The organism is Cedecea sp. B1(4) (assembly GCF_059414925.1).
Window position 1 is genome coordinate 1 of the sequence record NZ_JCAHMZ010000010.1, and the last position, 15,327, is coordinate 15,327.

Annotated in this window: 22 protein-coding genes; 6 read left to right on the top strand and 16 right to left on the bottom strand. The window is 50.3% G+C overall.

All coding sequences use genetic code 11. The features are described from left to right. The first annotated feature begins 381 nt into the window (after positions 1 to 381). Positions 382 to 936: a gamma carbonic anhydrase family protein gene (locus ACR6JA_RS19580; protein ID WP_213717042.1), complete on the top strand. Its 555-nt coding sequence runs from the start codon at positions 382 to 384 to the stop codon at positions 934 to 936. On the opposite strand, the gene ACR6JA_RS19585 is transcribed toward ACR6JA_RS19580, so the two are convergent. From ACR6JA_RS19585 to dprA, 6 genes are read right to left on the bottom strand one after another with little or no spacing between them, the layout of a single operon-like run. After that, positions 912 to 1,169, bottom strand: a complete 258-nt coding sequence (locus tag ACR6JA_RS19585) for a DUF1488 family protein (protein ID WP_213717040.1) — start codon at positions 1,167 to 1,169, stop codon at positions 912 to 914. The genes ACR6JA_RS19580 and ACR6JA_RS19585 overlap by 25 nt on opposite strands. Continuing rightward, entirely contained in the window at positions 1,166 to 1,981 is an 816-nt protein-coding gene (gene aroE, locus ACR6JA_RS19590) for a shikimate dehydrogenase (RefSeq protein WP_494494418.1), read from the bottom strand. Before aroE ends, ACR6JA_RS19585 begins: the two co-directional genes overlap by 4 nt. A 2-nt stretch (positions 1,982 to 1,983) precedes the next feature. Further along, on the bottom strand, positions 1,984 to 2,556 hold the full coding sequence (gene tsaC, locus ACR6JA_RS19595; protein WP_166879808.1) for an L-threonylcarbamoyladenylate synthase type 1 TsaC: 573 nt from the start codon (positions 2,554 to 2,556) through the stop codon (positions 1,984 to 1,986). Then, positions 2,549 to 3,103: a DNA topoisomerase family protein gene (locus tag ACR6JA_RS19600; RefSeq protein WP_008457218.1), complete on the bottom strand. Its 555-nt coding sequence runs from the start codon at positions 3,101 to 3,103 to the stop codon at positions 2,549 to 2,551. Before ACR6JA_RS19600 ends, tsaC begins: the two co-directional genes overlap by 8 nt. A gap of 23 nt (positions 3,104 to 3,126) precedes the next feature. Then, complete coding sequence (gene smg, locus ACR6JA_RS19605) at positions 3,127 to 3,600, bottom strand: DUF494 family protein Smg (RefSeq protein WP_008457217.1); 474 nt, start codon at positions 3,598 to 3,600, stop codon at positions 3,127 to 3,129. Beyond that, positions 3,572 to 4,687 (bottom strand): DNA-protecting protein DprA, encoded by a 1,116-nt coding sequence (gene dprA / locus ACR6JA_RS19610; RefSeq protein ID WP_494494417.1) that lies wholly within the window; start codon positions 4,685 to 4,687, stop codon positions 3,572 to 3,574. The genes smg and dprA overlap by 29 nt, the downstream gene beginning before the upstream one ends. Positions 4,688 to 4,824: 137 nt before the next feature. Here dprA and def point away from each other — a divergent pair, with 137 nt between their 5' ends. From def to mscL, 5 genes are all read left to right on the top strand, one after another. Then, positions 4,825 to 5,334: a peptide deformylase gene (gene def / locus ACR6JA_RS19615; RefSeq protein ID WP_039288271.1), complete on the top strand. Its 510-nt coding sequence runs from the start codon at positions 4,825 to 4,827 to the stop codon at positions 5,332 to 5,334. A 14-nt stretch (positions 5,335 to 5,348) separates the two neighbouring features. Next, positions 5,349 to 6,296, top strand: coding sequence for a methionyl-tRNA formyltransferase (gene fmt, locus ACR6JA_RS19620; protein ID WP_494494416.1), 948 nt, complete (start codon positions 5,349 to 5,351; stop codon positions 6,294 to 6,296). Positions 6,297 to 6,369: 73 nt separating this feature from the next. Then, entirely contained in the window at positions 6,370 to 7,659 is a 1,290-nt protein-coding gene (gene rsmB / locus ACR6JA_RS19625) for a 16S rRNA (cytosine(967)-C(5))-methyltransferase RsmB (RefSeq protein ID WP_213717027.1), read from the top strand. Between the two features lie 49 nt (positions 7,660 to 7,708). Continuing rightward, on the top strand, positions 7,709 to 9,085 hold the full coding sequence (gene trkA, locus ACR6JA_RS19630) for a Trk system potassium transporter TrkA (RefSeq protein WP_008457209.1): 1,377 nt from the start codon (positions 7,709 to 7,711) through the stop codon (positions 9,083 to 9,085). Between the two features lie 155 nt (positions 9,086 to 9,240). Beyond that, entirely contained in the window at positions 9,241 to 9,654 is a 414-nt protein-coding gene (gene mscL / locus ACR6JA_RS19635; protein ID WP_008457207.1) for a large-conductance mechanosensitive channel protein MscL, read from the top strand. Here mscL and ACR6JA_RS19640 read toward each other — a convergent pair. The 10 genes from ACR6JA_RS19640 to secY form a co-directional block, all read right to left on the bottom strand. Next, a complete protein-coding gene (locus ACR6JA_RS19640) occupies positions 9,590 to 9,874 on the bottom strand; it encodes an alternative ribosome-rescue factor A (RefSeq protein WP_166879791.1) in 285 nt (94 codons plus the stop codon). The genes mscL and ACR6JA_RS19640 overlap by 65 nt on opposite strands. 65 nt (positions 9,875 to 9,939) lie before the next feature. Then, the gene (zntR, locus tag ACR6JA_RS19645; protein WP_008457203.1) at positions 9,940 to 10,356 is read right to left on the bottom strand and encodes a Zn(2+)-responsive transcriptional regulator; all 417 of its coding nucleotides are present in this window, start codon (positions 10,354 to 10,356) and stop codon (positions 9,940 to 9,942) included. Next, positions 10,356 to 10,727 (bottom strand): DnaJ family domain-containing protein, encoded by a 372-nt coding sequence (locus tag ACR6JA_RS19650; protein ID WP_213717025.1) that lies wholly within the window; start codon positions 10,725 to 10,727, stop codon positions 10,356 to 10,358. Before ACR6JA_RS19650 ends, zntR begins: the two co-directional genes overlap by 1 nt. A gap of 110 nt (positions 10,728 to 10,837) precedes the next feature. Continuing rightward, complete coding sequence (gene rplQ, locus ACR6JA_RS19655) at positions 10,838 to 11,224, bottom strand: 50S ribosomal protein L17 (protein WP_008457198.1); 387 nt, start codon at positions 11,222 to 11,224, stop codon at positions 10,838 to 10,840. A 40-nt stretch (positions 11,225 to 11,264) separates the two neighbouring features. Continuing rightward, positions 11,265 to 12,254: a DNA-directed RNA polymerase subunit alpha gene (locus tag ACR6JA_RS19660; protein WP_008457196.1), complete on the bottom strand. Its 990-nt coding sequence runs from the start codon at positions 12,252 to 12,254 to the stop codon at positions 11,265 to 11,267. A 25-nt stretch (positions 12,255 to 12,279) separates the two neighbouring features. Further along, positions 12,280 to 12,900, bottom strand: coding sequence for a 30S ribosomal protein S4 (gene rpsD / locus ACR6JA_RS19665; protein ID WP_008457194.1), 621 nt, complete (start codon positions 12,898 to 12,900; stop codon positions 12,280 to 12,282). 34 nt (positions 12,901 to 12,934) lie between these two features. Further along, complete coding sequence (gene rpsK, locus ACR6JA_RS19670) at positions 12,935 to 13,324, bottom strand: 30S ribosomal protein S11 (protein ID WP_008457192.1); 390 nt, start codon at positions 13,322 to 13,324, stop codon at positions 12,935 to 12,937. A gap of 16 nt (positions 13,325 to 13,340) precedes the next feature. Further along, entirely contained in the window at positions 13,341 to 13,697 is a 357-nt protein-coding gene (gene rpsM, locus ACR6JA_RS19675; protein WP_008457189.1) for a 30S ribosomal protein S13, read from the bottom strand. 146 nt (positions 13,698 to 13,843) lie between these two features. After that, positions 13,844 to 13,960, bottom strand: a complete 117-nt coding sequence (rpmJ, locus tag ACR6JA_RS19680) for a 50S ribosomal protein L36 (protein ID WP_008457187.1) — start codon at positions 13,958 to 13,960, stop codon at positions 13,844 to 13,846. A 30-nt stretch (positions 13,961 to 13,990) separates the two neighbouring features. Continuing rightward, positions 13,991 to 15,322 carry a preprotein translocase subunit SecY gene (gene secY / locus ACR6JA_RS19685; protein WP_008457186.1) on the bottom strand — a complete coding sequence of 444 codons (1,332 nt, stop codon included), beginning with the start codon at positions 15,320 to 15,322 and terminating at the stop codon, positions 13,991 to 13,993. Between the last annotated feature and the right edge of the window lie 5 nt (positions 15,323 to 15,327).

Genomic DNA, 15,327 nt, shown 5'->3' on the forward strand with positions numbered 1-15,327 from the left:
ATATCAATCCTGCGAGTGCCCACACAGATTGTCTGATAAATTGTTAAAGAGCAGTGAGTTAGGCGCTTTCGCTTGCTAACTCGAGGTGGCGTATATTACGCTTTCCTCTTTCAGAGTCAACCCCGATTTTCAGGATTTTTTCTCTTTATCGAACCGGCTAATTTGTGAAGTGATTCACTGTGCCGTCTCGATGGAGGCGCATTATAGGGATCCCACTTTTTAGCACAAGCACTTTTTCGATCTTTTTTTCTAAATGTTTAGTTTTCACTCTTTTCGCTGAGATCCTGTTCGATCTGTCCTCTTTACCGCCCTTTACTCCCTTGCCATTGCTCAAGAAAGCGGCCACAGTCTATTTCTGTAATGAATTTCCCTGAGGTGTTTATGTCTGCGGTACTGCGTGCTTTTCAAAAAACTTTCCCTCAACTCGATGAACGAGTCATGGTTGATCCCACCAGCGTGGTAATTGGTGATGTAAAACTGGCGGATGATGTCAGTATCTGGCCGTTAGTTGCTATTCGAGGGGACGTAAACACCGTGACAATTGGAGCACGCACCAACATCCAGGATGGCAGCGTGCTTCATGTTACCCATAAGTCCTCTTACAAACCTGAAGGGAACCCGCTGATCGTTGGTGAAGATGTGACGGTGGGCCATAAGGTAATGCTGCACGGCTGCACGATCGGCAATCGCGTCTTGGTTGGAATGGGGTCGATCCTATTGGATGGAGTAGTAGTAGAAGATGATGTGATGATTGGTGCCGGTAGCCTTGTCCCCCAGAACAAGCACCTGGAAAGCGGCTTTCTCTATTTAGGCAGCCCGGTGAAACAGATTCGCCGCCTGACTGAAGCGGAGCTGGCCGGATTAACCTACTCCGCTAACAATTATGTTCGCTGGAAAGATGAGTATCTGGCTCAGGATAGCCAGTACAATCCTTGATCGCCTTCCTGCTCGCTTTCGATCAGGTCTTCGGCTTCTTCTTCAAGATCCCAACGATGCGCCCGAAACAACGAAAGCCACTCTTCGGCGCCATTGCCGCCGAAGCGGCTGGCAATGGCCGATGCGCTTATCGCGCACTCAACCTGGAACCCCTGCACCAGCGCAGGAAAACGGATAGCCTGCCGCTCTTCATCCCAGACTTCACGATCCGGGAACTGAATGGCCTGGTTCACGCCGCCATTTCTCTTTTCAACGCCTCAATAACTGGCGCGACATCTGGCATGACGCCGTGCCAAAGCATAAAAGCGTGTGCAGCCTGCCCTACCAGCATGCCAAGACCATCCGCGTAAGACACTACACCGTGACTCGTGGCCCAGTTCAAGAATGGCGTCAGCCCTTTCTGGTAAAACATGTCGTAGCAGCTAACGCGGTGGGAAAGGAGAGAAACCGGCAGCGCAGGGATCTCACCGCCAATCCCACTGGACGTGGCGTTGATCAGCAGATCGAATTCATTCCCCTCAAGCTGCTCCATTGCCACGGCGTTAACGCTGCCTGTATGGCTAAACAAATCAGCGAGTTCTTCCGCTTTGGCAAATGTTCGGTTGGTTATCGTGACTGCACAATCTAATGATAACAAGGGCAACAGTACACCACGCGCTGCGCCGCCGGCCCCCACCAGCAGAATACGATCGCCGGGTTTGATCAGTTTCAAACGTTCAAGATCGCTCAACAAGCCGATGCCGTCCGTATTGTCTCCAAGCAAGCGTCCATCTGCCAGACGCTTGAGCGTATTGACCGCCCCGGCAAGCGCAGCGCGTTCTGTTAATTCGTCAGCACGGGCAAAAGCCTGTTCTTTAAAAGGTACGGTGACGTTGGCGCCCTTTCCCTCTTTAAAAAAGGCATCAAGTGTTTCAACAAAAGAGTCTAACGGAGCAAGCACGCGTCCATAAGGATGTTCAATTCCCAATTGTTCTGCGAAAAGGCGATGAATAAGAGGAGATTTGCTGTGCTGAATAGGGTTACCAAAGACGGCGAAAGTTTCCATAATTACCCCTGACGGAAGAGTTCGCCGGTTAAGGCATCGCGTATTTCTGAAGGATTAAGCCGCCCACCGGTATCCCCCATAAGTACAGGGAAACTTTGGCCAAACTGCTGCTGAACTTCTTCCGAACTGCGACACGGAGGCAAGCCCGTAAGGTTCGCACTGGTAGACACCAGAGGCTTACCGTAGGCAAGACATAGCTCTTTCACAAGCGGATGATTGGTCACACGCACCGCCAAAGAATCAAAACGCCCGGTCAGCCACTTTGGGGTGGAAGGCAAAGCCGGGAAAACAAACGTCACCGGGCCAGGCCAGTTTGCAAACACCACCGAAAGCTGTGCTTCATTAAGCGCAGCGGCATCAATATAAGGTTTCAGCTGCTCAAAATTGGCGGCGATAAGGATAAGTCCCTTCTCTACCGGACGCTGTTTCAGCTCAAGCAGGCGAGTAACTGCGAGTTCACTATCGGGATCGCAACCAACGCCAAAGACGGCTTCGGTTGGGTAGGCGATGACTTGTTCTTCTTTCAGGGCCGCTACGATCTGCGCGAGCTGGCCTTCAGGCAGGTTATTATTCACTGGCTTGTTCCGTCGTTACCGGCTTTCCACATTGTTTATTGGCGCAGAAACGTTTCACGCCCTGAGCCGTTTTCTTTTCAATAAGCAGCGGATACTGACATTCAGAGCAGATACCCGCTACCGGTTTAACATTAATGACAAACTGACAGTCCGGGTAGCTGTTACAGGACCAGAACGTTTTCCCGTAGCGAGAACGACGCTGAACCAGTTGCCCTTTTTGGCATTGGGGGCACGCTATTGCCGTCTCATCGGGTTTATCAATGATTTCCGTGTGTTCGCATTCAGGGTAATTGCTGCAGCCGATAAACATGCCAAACCGCCCCTGACGTAGCACGAGCGTTGACTGACAAACCGGGCATTGCTGGCCATCAAGTACTTTAACAATATGCCCATCGGCCTGGCTCTTTAGAGGGCGAACATAATCGCATTCCGGGTAATGGGAACAGCCCAAAAATGGGCCGTGTTTACCGGAACGTATTGCTAACTCTGCCCCGCATTGGGGGCAGGGTTCATTTTTTGGCACCGAAAACAGTGCTGACTTGGCCATAACATCTCATGCTGCAACTCAATTTAGTGCAGCATACCTTCATTTGCCTCGAAGAGTAATTCTTCCATTTGCTGGTAGGCGTTTTCACACCCCGGAATATTGAACAGCACCATCAATACAACCCACTTCAGATCTTCCAGTTCGAATTCTGCTGTGTCCAGCGCCAGCACGCGCTCAATCACCATTTCGCGGGTTTCGAGATTTAACACCTGAATCTGTTCAAGGAACAGTAAAAAGCCCCGACAGTCTGCATCGAGCCGCTGGCTCTCTTCTGCGGTAAAAATACGCATAGAGAGAGGATCGGCAGCAAGCTGCATCGGTTCGGTCAAACCATCCTGATAGTCGGCCAGCTTTTCAAGCCACACTAATGCGTTAAAAATGTCCTCACGATCAAAACCAGCGTCGGTGAGATCGCTCGTCAGCTTATCCTGATCAACGCGCATTTCTGCTTCGCTGTGGATGTAGGTTTCAAATAAGTACATTAGTACGTCGAACATGGCATGCCCTCCTCAATCGGACATAGCCGCCGGGTACAGCTGCGATCCATCCTGCTAACTCCAGTTCGAGTAACTGAGCTACCGTCTCTGGCACAGGTTGGCCGGCACGTTCAGCGACGACGTCAACAGGTGTAACCTCATCTCCTACGTTAGCCAACAGATGGGGAAATGGCAATGTGCCGTCCTGTTGATTTGGCGAATATATTGACACATTGTGCGAAGCGGGAAGCCAATGGAGTTCAGAGGCGAGATAATCGAGGATATCCTGCGGACTTCGTACTAGATTAGCCCCTTGCTGAATAAGCCAGTGTGGGCCATCGCTCCCAGGACTTCCTACCGTACCGGGCAGAGCAAATACCTCTCTCCCCTGTTCAACGGCATAGCGGGCAGTCACCAGGGATCCACTTCGTTCACCGGCTTCTACGACAAAAACGGCTCTACTCAGCCCACTGATGACACGATTACGCCACGGAAAGTTCGAGGGCCAGGGCGTACAGGAAAGGGGAAATTCGGATAGCACAGCCCCTTCTTGCTCGAGAATTTGCCGGGCTAGCATCAAATGACGCTTAGGATGAACGCTGCCTAATCCATTACCCAGCACAGCAATGGTTTTACCCTTGACTCTCAGTGCCGCACGATGTGCCACCCCATCAATGCCCAATGCCAACCCGCTGGTTATCACCAGTCCAGACTGTGCAAGCGCTTCGCAGAACTGCCGGCAAAAGCGCTCGCCGTAATCTGACAGGTTGCGACTACCGACAACTGCAATCTGGTTCTGGCTGAGTAGTGAAGGTTCACCGGCAACAAACAGAGCGGCAGGATAATCATTTATGGCTCTGAGCTGCTCAGGATAAAGGGCGTTTTCCGCCGTCAGCAGATGGTGATTTGGCTTATCGAGCCAGAGAAGACTAGCTTCAAGCTGACGCTCATTAAATGCAGTAAATAATGCACATTCTCGGGCATTTAATCCCGCCGAGAGCAGACTCTCCCTTTCTACCATTGGGCATCGTTCCAGGAAGTCGGCTATTTTTAGGAACTTATCCCCACTCAGCCCCTTAACAGCCATAAGACGTAGCCAAATCTCCATTATCTGCACTTAATCCCCCTGCCACAGGCCATCAAAGCAATCCTTGCGATTGGTCACTGATGCTGTCAATCAGCCGGGGAAATGTCTAGAATAGAGGGAATAATCCTTTCTACTACTGAACACAGCTCTGGAAATTTATGGCAGTTTTGCAAGTATTACATATTCCCGACGAGCGCCTTCGCAAAGTCGCTAAACCGGTTGAAGAAGTGAATGCGGACATTCAGCGTATCGTTGATGATATGTTCGATACTATGTACGCCGAAGAAGGCATTGGCCTGGCGGCTACGCAGGTAGATATTCACCAACGTATTATCGTGATTGATGTATCCGAGAACCGTGACGAACAGCTGGTGCTGATTAACCCGGAACTGCTGGAAAAAAGCGGTGAGACCGGTATTGAAGAAGGTTGTCTGTCTATCCCTGAACAGCGTGCACTGGTACCTCGTGCGGAAAAAGTAAAAATTCGCGCGCTCGATCGTGACGGTAAAGCCTTTGAACTGGAAGCAGATGGCCTGCTGGCGATTTGTATCCAGCACGAAATGGATCATCTGGTCGGTAAACTGTTTATCGATTATCTGTCGCCGTTGAAACAGCAACGTATTCGCCAGAAAGTTGAAAAACTCGACCGTTTGAAAGCGAAAGCTTAAGGACAACAAACAACGTGTCAGATTCTCTGCGTATTATTTTTGCCGGAACCCCAGACTTCGCAGCGCGTCACCTTGACGCGCTGTTGTCTTCTCAGCACCAGGTCGTTGGTGTATTTACCCAACCAGATCGTCCGGCAGGCCGCGGTAAAAAACTCATGCCAGGCCCGGTAAAAGTGCTGGCAGAAGAGAAAGGCATTCCTGTCTTTCAGCCGGCTACTCTGCGTAAAGCGGAAAATCAGCAGTTGATTGCCGACCTCAACGCCGATGTTATGGTGGTGGTTGCATATGGCCTGATTTTGCCTCAGCCGGTACTTGATATGCCTCGCCTGGGCTGCGTAAATGTTCATGGTTCACTTCTGCCGCGCTGGCGTGGTGCTGCACCGATCCAACGTTCTTTGTGGGCCGGGGATGCTGAAACTGGCGTCACCATTATGCAAATGGATATCGGTCTAGATACCGGCGACATGCTGTATAAACTCTCTTGTCCGATTGAGGCAGAAGACACCAGCGGAACCCTCTACGATAAGCTAGCGGGGCTGGGTCCTAAAGGCCTTCTGGACACGCTGGAACAGCTAACCAACGGTACCGCTACGCCGGAGGTTCAAGATGAAGCGCTGGTGACCTATGCTGAGAAACTCAGCAAAGAAGAAGCCCGCATCAACTGGAACCTTTCTGCCGTTCAACTGGAACGCTGTATCCGTGCTTTTAACCCATGGCCAATGAGCTGGCTGGAAATCGACGGGCAGCCGCTAAAAGTCTGGCGCGCGTCGGCGATCAGCACCCAGACAAATTCAGCACCGGGCACCATTCTTGCCACCAGTAAACAAGGTATCCAGGTTGCGACCGCCGAGGGCATTCTGAATCTTGAAGAACTGCAGCCTGCAGGTAAAAAAGCCATGAAAGCACAGGACCTGCTGAACTCACGCCGTGAATGGTTTGAACCTGGTACAGTCCTCTCCTGATAAAGCCGCATTTATACGCCCAGGGTAACCTGGGCATTTTTGTTTATAGCGCTGGAAAAACCAGAGCACGATAATGAAAAAAACACTGAATCTTCGCAGCCTGGCTGCCCAAACAATTGAACAAGTTGTCGAGCAAGGACAATCATTAAGTAATGTACTGCCTGGGGTACAGCAGAAAGTGTCTGATAAAGACAGAGCCCTGCTGCAGGAGCTGTGCTTCGGCGTGCTGCGTACCCTTCCGCAGCTGGACTGGTTGGTTGGCAAACTCATGTCACGCCCGATGACCGGAAAGCAGCGCACAATCCATTACTTAATTATGGTCGGCATCTATCAGCTTCTGTATACCCGTATTCCTGCGCATGCTGCGCTGGCTGAAACCGTTGAAGGTGCCATCGCGATTAAGCGCCAGGCTTTTAAGGGCTTAATCAATGGCGTACTACGTCAGTTCCAGCGCCAGCAAGAAAACCTGATGGCAGAAGCGGCTAAGCATGAAAGCCGTTTTCTGCACCCGGCCTGGCTGCTGCAGCGTTTGAAAAAAGCTTACCCGGACTGCTGGGAATCCATTGTCGATGCTAATAACCAGCGCCCTCCAATGTGGCTGCGCGTAAATCGCCAGCACCATGCACGTGAAGCATGGATGGCTTTGCTGGCTGAGGCTGGTCTGGAAGGTCATATACATCCCAAATACCAGGATGCTGTTCGCCTTGATTCACCCGCCCCCGTTCAGGCATTACCTGGTTTTGAGCAAGGCTGGGTGACAGTGCAGGATGCTTCAGCTCAGGGCAGCGTCGATCTTTTAGATCCGCAAAACGGCGAAACTATTCTGGATCTTTGTGCCGCACCGGGCGGTAAGACAACGCATATTCTGGAAGCGGCCCCGAATGCAAAAGTTATGGCCGTCGACGTTGACACCCAGCGCCTGAAACGCGTGCATGAAAATCTTGAACGCCTTGGCATGAAAGCAGAAGTAAAACAGGGAGACGGCCGTTTCCCTGCTCAGTGGTGTGGCGAAACTAAGTTTGACCGTATTTTGCTTGATGCGCCATGCTCAGCAACCGGCGTTATTCGTCGCCATCCAGATATCAAATGGCTGCGTCGCGACAGGGATATCGCAGAACTCGTTGCTTTGCAGAAAGAGATTCTGGATGCTATCTGGCCTCACCTTAAAACCGGCGGGACGCTTGTCTATGCCACTTGTTCTATTCTCCCCGACGAGAATAAGGATCAGGTGAGCGCGTTTCTGGCGCGTCATGCCGATGCCAAACTGGTAGAAACCGGTGACAATAAGGCTCCGGGCATTCAAAACCTGCCTGCAGCAGACGACGGTGACGGCTTCTATTACGCTAAGCTAATTAAGAGCTGACTCCCTACAGGGTGAGTCATAAGTTTCATCACTCGTGAAGCGATAAACGATGAAAATAATCATTCTGGGTGCAGGCCAGGTCGGCGGCACTCTGGCAGAAAATCTGGTCGGTGAAAACAACGATATTACCGTCGTCGATACTAACCAGGCCCGCCTGCGTAGCCTGCAGGATAAGTTTGACCTCCGCGTAGTCCAGGGCCACGGCTCTCATCCCCGCGTACTTCGTGAAGCAGGGGCCGATGACGCAGACATGCTGGTCGCGGTCACCAGCTCTGACGAAACGAACATGATCGCATGTCAGGTCGCTTATTCTCTGTTTAATACGCCTAATAGAATTGCCCGCATTCGAGCCCCCGATTATGTTCGCGATGCAGAAAAACTGTTCAATGCAGAAGCCGTTCCCATTGATCACCTGATTGCTCCTGAGCAGTTGGTCATCGACAATATTTACCGCCTGATTGAGTACCCCGGGGCACTTCAGGTCGTGAATTTTGCCGAAGGGAAAGTTAGCCTGGCAGTAGTAAAAGCCTACTATGGCGGTCCGCTGGTGGGTAATGCCCTTTCCACCATGCGCGAACATATGCCGCACATTGATACTCGTGTCGCAGCCATTTTCCGTCATGACCGCCCTATTCGCCCGCAGGGTTCAACCATTGTTGAAGCCGGTGATGAGGTCTTCTTTATAGCCGCTTCGCAAAATATCCGAGCGGTAATGAGCGAGCTTCAGCGCCTAGAAAAACCTTACAAGCGCATCATGCTGGTGGGCGGCGGTAATATTGGCGCAGGTTTAGCACATCGTCTCGAGAAAGATTACAGCGTAAAACTGATCGAGCGCGATCAGCAACGAGCTTCTGAACTTGCAGAAATGCTGCAAAACACCATCGTATTTTATGGTGACGCCTCAGATCAGGAACTGTTAGCAGAGGAACATATCGATCAGGTTGATCTCTTTATTGCGGTCACCAACGATGATGAAGCTAACATCATGTCGGCCATGCTGGCTAAGCGAATGGGAGCCAAAAAAGTCATGGTCCTCATACAGCGTAATGCCTATGTCGATTTAGTGCAGGGGAGCGTGATTGATATTGCGATTTCACCTCAGCAGGCAACCATTTCTGCTCTACTCGGACATGTGCGTAAAGCCGATATTGTTGGCGTTTCATCTCTTCGCCGTGGCGTTGCAGAAGCCATTGAGGCCGTAGCTCATGGAGATGAAAGCACCTCTCGCGTTGTGGGTCGAGTCATCGATGAGATTAAACTGCCGCCTGGCACGATCATTGGTGCAGTTGTACGTGGCAATGATGTGATGATTGCCAACGACAACCTTCGTATAGAACAGGGCGATCACGTCATTATGTTCTTAACTGATAAGAAATTTGTCAGCGATGTCGAACGTCTGTTCCAACCAAGCCCATTCTTCCTCTAAACTCAACAGAGCAGAAATATTTTCTGCTCTGTTTCTTCATACAAAAACCATTTTAAAATTATGGAATTAACAAAAAATTCTTATTTCTTGTAGCAATGGAAATTAAGATAACCTTTGTTAGAATTATTACTGTCAGCCGGCACAAGGAGAGATAAATGAGTATTTTAAAAGAGTTTCGCGAATTCGCGATGCGCGGGAACGTTGTTGATTTGGCAGTAGGTGTGATTATTGGCGCAGCATTCGGGAAGATTGTTTCCTCCCTGGTAGCGGATATTATTATGCCACCACTGGGTTTGCTGATTGGTGGGGTTGATTTTAAACAGTTTGCTTTAACATTGCGTGATGCCCAGGGTGATGTTCCTGCGGTAGTTATGCACTACGGCGTATTTATTCAGAATATTTTTGACTTCGTGATTGTCGCGTTTGCCATCTTCATGGCCATCAAAGTGATCAATAAACTGAATCGTAAGAAAGCGGAAGAGCCTGCCGCACCTCCGGCACCGTCTAAAGAGGAAGTTCTGCTGAGCGAGATTCGTGACCTGCTGAAAGAGCAGAACCAACGGAATTAATACTGGTTATTAAAAGCAGAAAGCCAGTGGTAAAAAAGCGAATTGCTTGTTTGCCACTGGCCTCCCAGTTACCTCTCTTACCGTGTTTCTCATTTCTCTGATAACTGCCTTTCCCTTTCTTATTCTTCTCAACTCTTTGCCTGAACAGTGGGTCATGTAATAGCGCTTCAATGGCGTTATCTTTAATTTGCCCTTTTTGATGGCGATATTTGGTGCTCATAGTTACTCCAGATGGGTTAAACGATCGCCGCGAGTCTATGCCTGAGCCTCTAAAAGATCAAGCGGCTATTTTTTACTGCTTGCTCCCTGTTCCAGCGCTTCAAGGATAGAACAATAAACGCTACTGTGTGCGCTGCCACAACAAGCATCATTCAGACGCTGCAGCGAGCGCCGCATATTCTGCAATTCTTTGATTTTAGACTCAACCTCACTCAACCGGCTCTGAACAATCCCTTTCGATTCCTGGCAAGTATGATGCTCAGGATCGATACGAATCGATAAAAGCTCCCGGATGGCCTCAAGCGTGAAACCAAGTTGCTTAGCGTAACGGATGAATTTAAGACGCTGAAGATCACTGTCGCTATACAGGCGAAACCCCCCCTCAGTTCGCACTTCGTGATCCATCATGTTTTGCTTTTCGTAGTAACGAATAGTATCTGGAGTCACATCCGCCAGTTTTGCCAGTTCACCTATACGAAACATCACCTTTCCTCATCGATATGCTGCATCAATTTTACGGCATACTCACCACGTAAGAAGTCGGTGTTTATACCCGCCTGTCGGAGCTTAAGCTCAAGCAGTGCGAGCTTTTTACCGATCGCCTGATATTCCTCGCTCTGAATATGCACCGTTTTTAGCAGATCAACCAGCTCAATGGCATCCTTCCGCTGCTGCATCTCTGCCGGCAAGCAACCTGCATTTTTTAGCAGACGGTATGCGGCACGGAGCTCGGGAGGAACATGACTATCATCGTCGAGCAATATAGGTTCACCGCTGCCGACTAGCCCCTCGAACTCTCCGTTTCGCTGCGCATCAAGAATATGCCGTTCTGCCCATTGATCAAGCAACCACATAGCGACCTCAAAATTATCGGGAGTAATACAAGAATACGGGGAAAAGAGAGAAGGGGATATTCTGGATATAAAAAAACCGGGCAAGCCCGGTTTTTCTACGTTACTACAGATTACTCTGCAGCAGCTTCTGTTTGAGACTCGGCGCGATCAACCAGCTCGATGTAAGCCATCGGAGCATTGTCACCAGCACGGAAGCCACACTTCAGAATACGAGTGTAACCACCTGCACGGCTCGCGAAACGCGGACCCAGTTCATTAAACAGTTTTGCCACGATCTCGTTATCACGAGTGCGGGCGAATGCCAGACGACGATTAGCAACGCTGTCAGTCTTGGCAAGAGTAATCAGCGGCTCAACTACGCGACGCAGCTCTTTCGCTTTAGGCAGGGTCGTCTTGATGATCTCATGACGAACCAGTGAACCTGCCATGTTGCGGAACATAGCCTGGCGATGGCTGCTGTTGCGGTTCAGTTGACGACCACTCTTACGATGGCGCATGACCTTATCCTTCTCAGTAAAACCTTAACCTGTGATCCGGTTACTCGTCAGCAATGCTTGCTGGTGGCCAGTTTTCCAGGCGCATGCCCAGAGACAAACCACGAGAAGCCAGCACGTCTTTAATCTCAGTAAGAGATTTTTTACCCAGGTTAGGCGTTTTGAGCAGCTCAACCTCGGTACGCTGTACCAGATCACCGATATAGTGGATAGCTTCTGCCTTGAGGCAGTTAGCAGAGCGGACAGTCAATTCCAGATCGTCAACAGGGCGCAGCAAGATCGGATCGAATTCTGGTTTCTCTTCTTTAACTTCCGGCTGACGTACATCACGTAGGTCAACGAAAGCTTCAAGTTGTTCTGCCAGAATGGTCGCCGCACGACGAATCGCCTCTTCAGGATCGATTGTGCCGTTGGTTTCCATTTCGATGACCAGCTTGTCCAGGTCGGTACGCTGTTCTACACGCGCAGCTTCAACATTGTAGGCAATACGCTCTACAGGGCTGTAGCAGGCGTCGACCAGCAGACGGCCGATTGGGCGCTCATCTTCTTCCGAATGAATTCGGGTAGAAGCCGGCACATAACCGCGACCGCGCTGAACTTTGATACGCATGCTAATAGCAGCGTTCTCATCGGTCAGGTGGCAGATCACATGCTGCGGCTTGACGATTTCGACATCACCATCATGGGTGATATCGGCTGCGGTCACAGGGCCAATGCCAGATTTATTCAGGGTAAGGATAACTTCATCTTTACCTTGAACTCTTACCGCCAGCCCTTTCAGGTTGAGCAGGATTTCCAGGATATCTTCCTGAACGCCTTCTTTGGTGCTGTACTCGTGCAGTACACCATCAATCTCAACCTCAGTCACCGCGCAACCCGGCATCGATGAAAGCAGAATACGGCGCAGTGCGTTACCAAGAGTATGGCCAAAGCCACGCTCTAACGGCTCAAGGGTCACCTTGGCGTGCGTCGAACTCACTTGCTCGATATCTACCAGGCGTGGTTTTAGAAACTCTGTCACAGAACCCTGCATTGTGTCCTCTCTTTGGTACTAAGCTTTACTTGGAGTAAAGCTCGACGATCAGGTGTTCGTTAATGTCCGCAGACAGATCGGTACGCTCAGGCTTACGCTTGAACACACCTTCCATCTTGGCAGCATCAACTTCCAGCCAGGTTGGCTTTTCACGCTGCTCAGCCAGCTCCAGAGCGGCCTTAACGCGAGATTGCTTTTTGGCTTTCTCACGGATGCTGACTACGTCATTCGGAGTTACCTGATAAGAAGCGATGTTAACAACGCGACCATTTACCATGATAGCTTTATGGCTAACCAGCTGACGTGCTTCTGCACGAGTAGCGCCGAAGCCCATACGGTAAACAACGTTGTCCAGACGGCCTTCCAGCAGAGCCAACAGGTTTTCACCGGTGTTGCCTTTCAGACGAGCTGCTTCTTTATAATAGTTACGGAACTGACGCTCCAGCACACCGTAGATACGGCGAACTTTCTGCTTTTCACGCAACTGCACACCATAGTCAGACAGACGCGGTTTACGCGCACCGTGCTGGCCAGGAGCTTGTTCAATTTTACACTTGGTATCGATCGCGCGAACGCCAGACTTAAGGAATAAGTCGGTGCCCTCACGACGGCTCAGCTTGAGCTTAGGACCCAAATATCTTGCCATTTTCTTTCTCCAACAATCCTAGAAAACGGACGCGTTATACGCGACGTTTTTTCGGCGGACGACAACCGTTATGAGGGATTGGAGTCACATCAGTAATATTAGTGATGCGGAAACCAGCGGCGTTCAGAGCACGAATAGTTGATTCGCGGCCTGGGCCAGGACCCTTAACCATAACTTCCAGGTTCTTGATACCGTATTCTTTCACGGCTTCTGCGCAACGCTCTGCTGCAACCTGAGCTGCAAACGGAGTGGATTTGCGAGAACCACGGAAACCGGAACCACCGGCAGTTGCCCAACCCAACGCATTACCCTGACGATCGGTAATAGTAACGATGGTGTTGTTGAAAGAAGCATGGACATGAGCCACGCCGTCAGAGACTGTTTTTCTTACACGTTTACGTGCACGAATTGGTGCCTTTGCCATTATTCAATCACCCCGATTATTTCTTGATCGGTTTGCGCGGACCCTTACGGGTACGTGCGTTGGTCTTAGTACGCTGACCGCGCACTGGCAGACCACGACGATGACGCAAACCGCGATAGCAACCAAGGTCCATCAGACGCTTGATGCTCATGCTCACTTCACGGCGCAGATCACCTTCAACGACAAATTTGGCAACTTCGTCACGCAGCGTGTCGATTTGTTCTTCAGACAGCTCACTGATCTTAACATCTTCAGCGATACCCGCCGCAGCGCAAATGGCCTTGGAGCGAGTCTTGCCGACACCGTAGATCGAGGTTAACGCGATCACGGCGTGTTTTTGATCAGGAATGTTAATGCCTGCTATACGGGCCACTATGCACTCCTACTATTTAGATTATGCGTCCCATGCCGAAAAGCCCGTTTTCAGGATACTCAAATGGAAACGCATAGACATACAAAAGATTGGCTGGCTAATCTAGCCAGCTCAACCCAACTTTGCAAGAAAAATATGCGAGATAATCAGCCTTGACGCTGTTTATGCTTCGGCTCTACGCTGCAAATCACGCGAATAACACCGTCACGCTTAACGATTTTGCAGTTACGACATAATTTCTTGACGGAAGCACGAACTTTCATTTTTACTCTCCGTAACTTCTCAAGCGACGATTAACGGCCGTAGCCTTTCAGGTTCGCTTTCTTCAATGCAGACTCGTACTGACTTGACATCATCAGAGTTTGCACTTGAGCCATAAAGTCCATGATAACGACAACAACGATCAGCAGTGAGGTCCCACCGAAGTAGAACGGCACTTTCATTGCATCGCGCATGAACTCCGGGATTAGGCAGATAAAGGTAATGTACAACGCACCAACCAGAGTCAGGCGGGTCATTACTTTATCGATGTACTTCGCCGTTTGTTCTCCCGGACGAATTCCTGGTACAAATGCACCGGACTTCTTCAGGTTATCTGCTGTTTCACGCGGGTTGAAGACCAACGCCGTGTAGAAGAAACAGAAGAAGATGATTGCAGACGCATAGAGTAACACATAAAGCGGTTGCCCAGGCTGCAAATACAGCGAAATTGTTGTCAGCCAGTTCCAACCGGTACCGCCCCCGAACCATGACGCGATGGTCGCCGGGAACAGAATAATACTGGAGGCGAAGATCGCAGGGATAACCCCGGCCATGTTCACTTTCAGCGGTAAATGTGTGCTCTGCGCAGCATAGACACGACGACCCTGTTGACGTTTAGCGTAGTTGACCACAATGCGGCGCTGGCCACGCTCAACAAAAACAACGAAGAAGGTCACTGCAAATACTAATACTGCAACCAACAGCAACAGGAGGAAGTGCAGGTCGCCTTGCCTTGCTTGCTCGATGGTATGGCCAATGGCCGGCGGAAGTCCCGCAACGATACCCGCGAAGATTATGATTGAGATACCGTTACCGATACCACGTTCAGTAATCTGTTCGCCCAGCCACATCAGGAACATTGTCCCGGTGACAAGGCTTACAACAGCGGTGAAATAGAATGCAAAGCCTGGGTTTAACACCAGGCCCTGCATACCAGGCATATTCGGTAAACCGGTAGCAATACCGATTGACTGGAATATTGCCAGCACCAAGGTGCCGTAACGGGTGTACTGGCTAATCTTACGACGACCAGATTCCCCTTCTTTCTTCAGCTCTGCCAACGCGGGATGAACCACGGTAAGCAGCTGAATGATGATCGATGCCGAAATGTACGGCATGATACCCAGCGCGAAGATAGAAGCACGGCTGAGAGCACCACCAGAGAACATGTTAAACATCTCAATGATGGTGCCTCGCTGTTGCTCAAGCAGTTTGGCAAGTACAGCGGCATCAATACCAGGGATCGGAATAAAAGAGCCAATACGAAACACAATCAGCGCACCGATAACAAACATCAGTCTGCGTTTCAGCTCGCCGAGGCCGCCTTTAGCACTTTGAAAATCTAATCCCGGTTGTTTTGCCATCTGCT

Bases quoted from the DNA above. Each gene is read 5' to 3' on its own strand.
- zntR (WP_008457203.1), bottom strand. From the start codon at position 10,356: ATGTTTCGTATAGGTGAACTGGCAAAACTGGCGGATGTGACTCCAGAT.
- rpmJ (WP_008457187.1), bottom strand. From the start codon at position 13,960: ATGAAAGTTCGTGCTTCCGTCAAGAAATTATGTCGTAACTGCAAAATC.
- aroE (WP_494494418.1), bottom strand. From the start codon at position 1,981: ATGGAAACTTTCGCCGTCTTTGGTAACCCTATTCAGCACAGCAAATCT.
- mscL (WP_008457207.1), top strand. From the start codon at position 9,241: ATGAGTATTTTAAAAGAGTTTCGCGAATTCGCGATGCGCGGGAACGTT.
- trkA (WP_008457209.1), top strand. From the start codon at position 7,709: ATGAAAATAATCATTCTGGGTGCAGGCCAGGTCGGCGGCACTCTGGCA.
- ACR6JA_RS19600 (WP_008457218.1), bottom strand. From the start codon at position 3,103: ATGGCCAAGTCAGCACTGTTTTCGGTGCCAAAAAATGAACCCTGCCCC.
- rpsD (WP_008457194.1), bottom strand. From the start codon at position 12,900: ATGGCAAGATATTTGGGTCCTAAGCTCAAGCTGAGCCGTCGTGAGGGC.
- ACR6JA_RS19660 (WP_008457196.1), bottom strand. From the start codon at position 12,254: ATGCAGGGTTCTGTGACAGAGTTTCTAAAACCACGCCTGGTAGATATC.
- dprA (WP_494494417.1), bottom strand. From the start codon at position 4,687: ATGGAGATTTGGCTACGTCTTATGGCTGTTAAGGGGCTGAGTGGGGAT.
- ACR6JA_RS19580 (WP_213717042.1), top strand. From the start codon at position 382: ATGTCTGCGGTACTGCGTGCTTTTCAAAAAACTTTCCCTCAACTCGAT.
- smg (WP_008457217.1), bottom strand. From the start codon at position 3,600: ATGTTCGACGTACTAATGTACTTATTTGAAACCTACATCCACAGCGAA.
- ACR6JA_RS19640 (WP_166879791.1), bottom strand. From the start codon at position 9,874: ATGAGCACCAAATATCGCCATCAAAAAGGGCAAATTAAAGATAACGCC.
- rplQ (WP_008457198.1), bottom strand. From the start codon at position 11,224: ATGCGCCATCGTAAGAGTGGTCGTCAACTGAACCGCAACAGCAGCCAT.
- ACR6JA_RS19650 (WP_213717025.1), bottom strand. From the start codon at position 10,727: ATGTGGTTGCTTGATCAATGGGCAGAACGGCATATTCTTGATGCGCAG.
- rpsK (WP_008457192.1), bottom strand. From the start codon at position 13,324: ATGGCAAAGGCACCAATTCGTGCACGTAAACGTGTAAGAAAAACAGTC.
- secY (WP_008457186.1), bottom strand. From the start codon at position 15,322: ATGGCAAAACAACCGGGATTAGATTTTCAAAGTGCTAAAGGCGGCCTC.
- rsmB (WP_213717027.1), top strand. From the start codon at position 6,370: ATGAAAAAAACACTGAATCTTCGCAGCCTGGCTGCCCAAACAATTGAA.
- def (WP_039288271.1), top strand. From the start codon at position 4,825: ATGGCAGTTTTGCAAGTATTACATATTCCCGACGAGCGCCTTCGCAAA.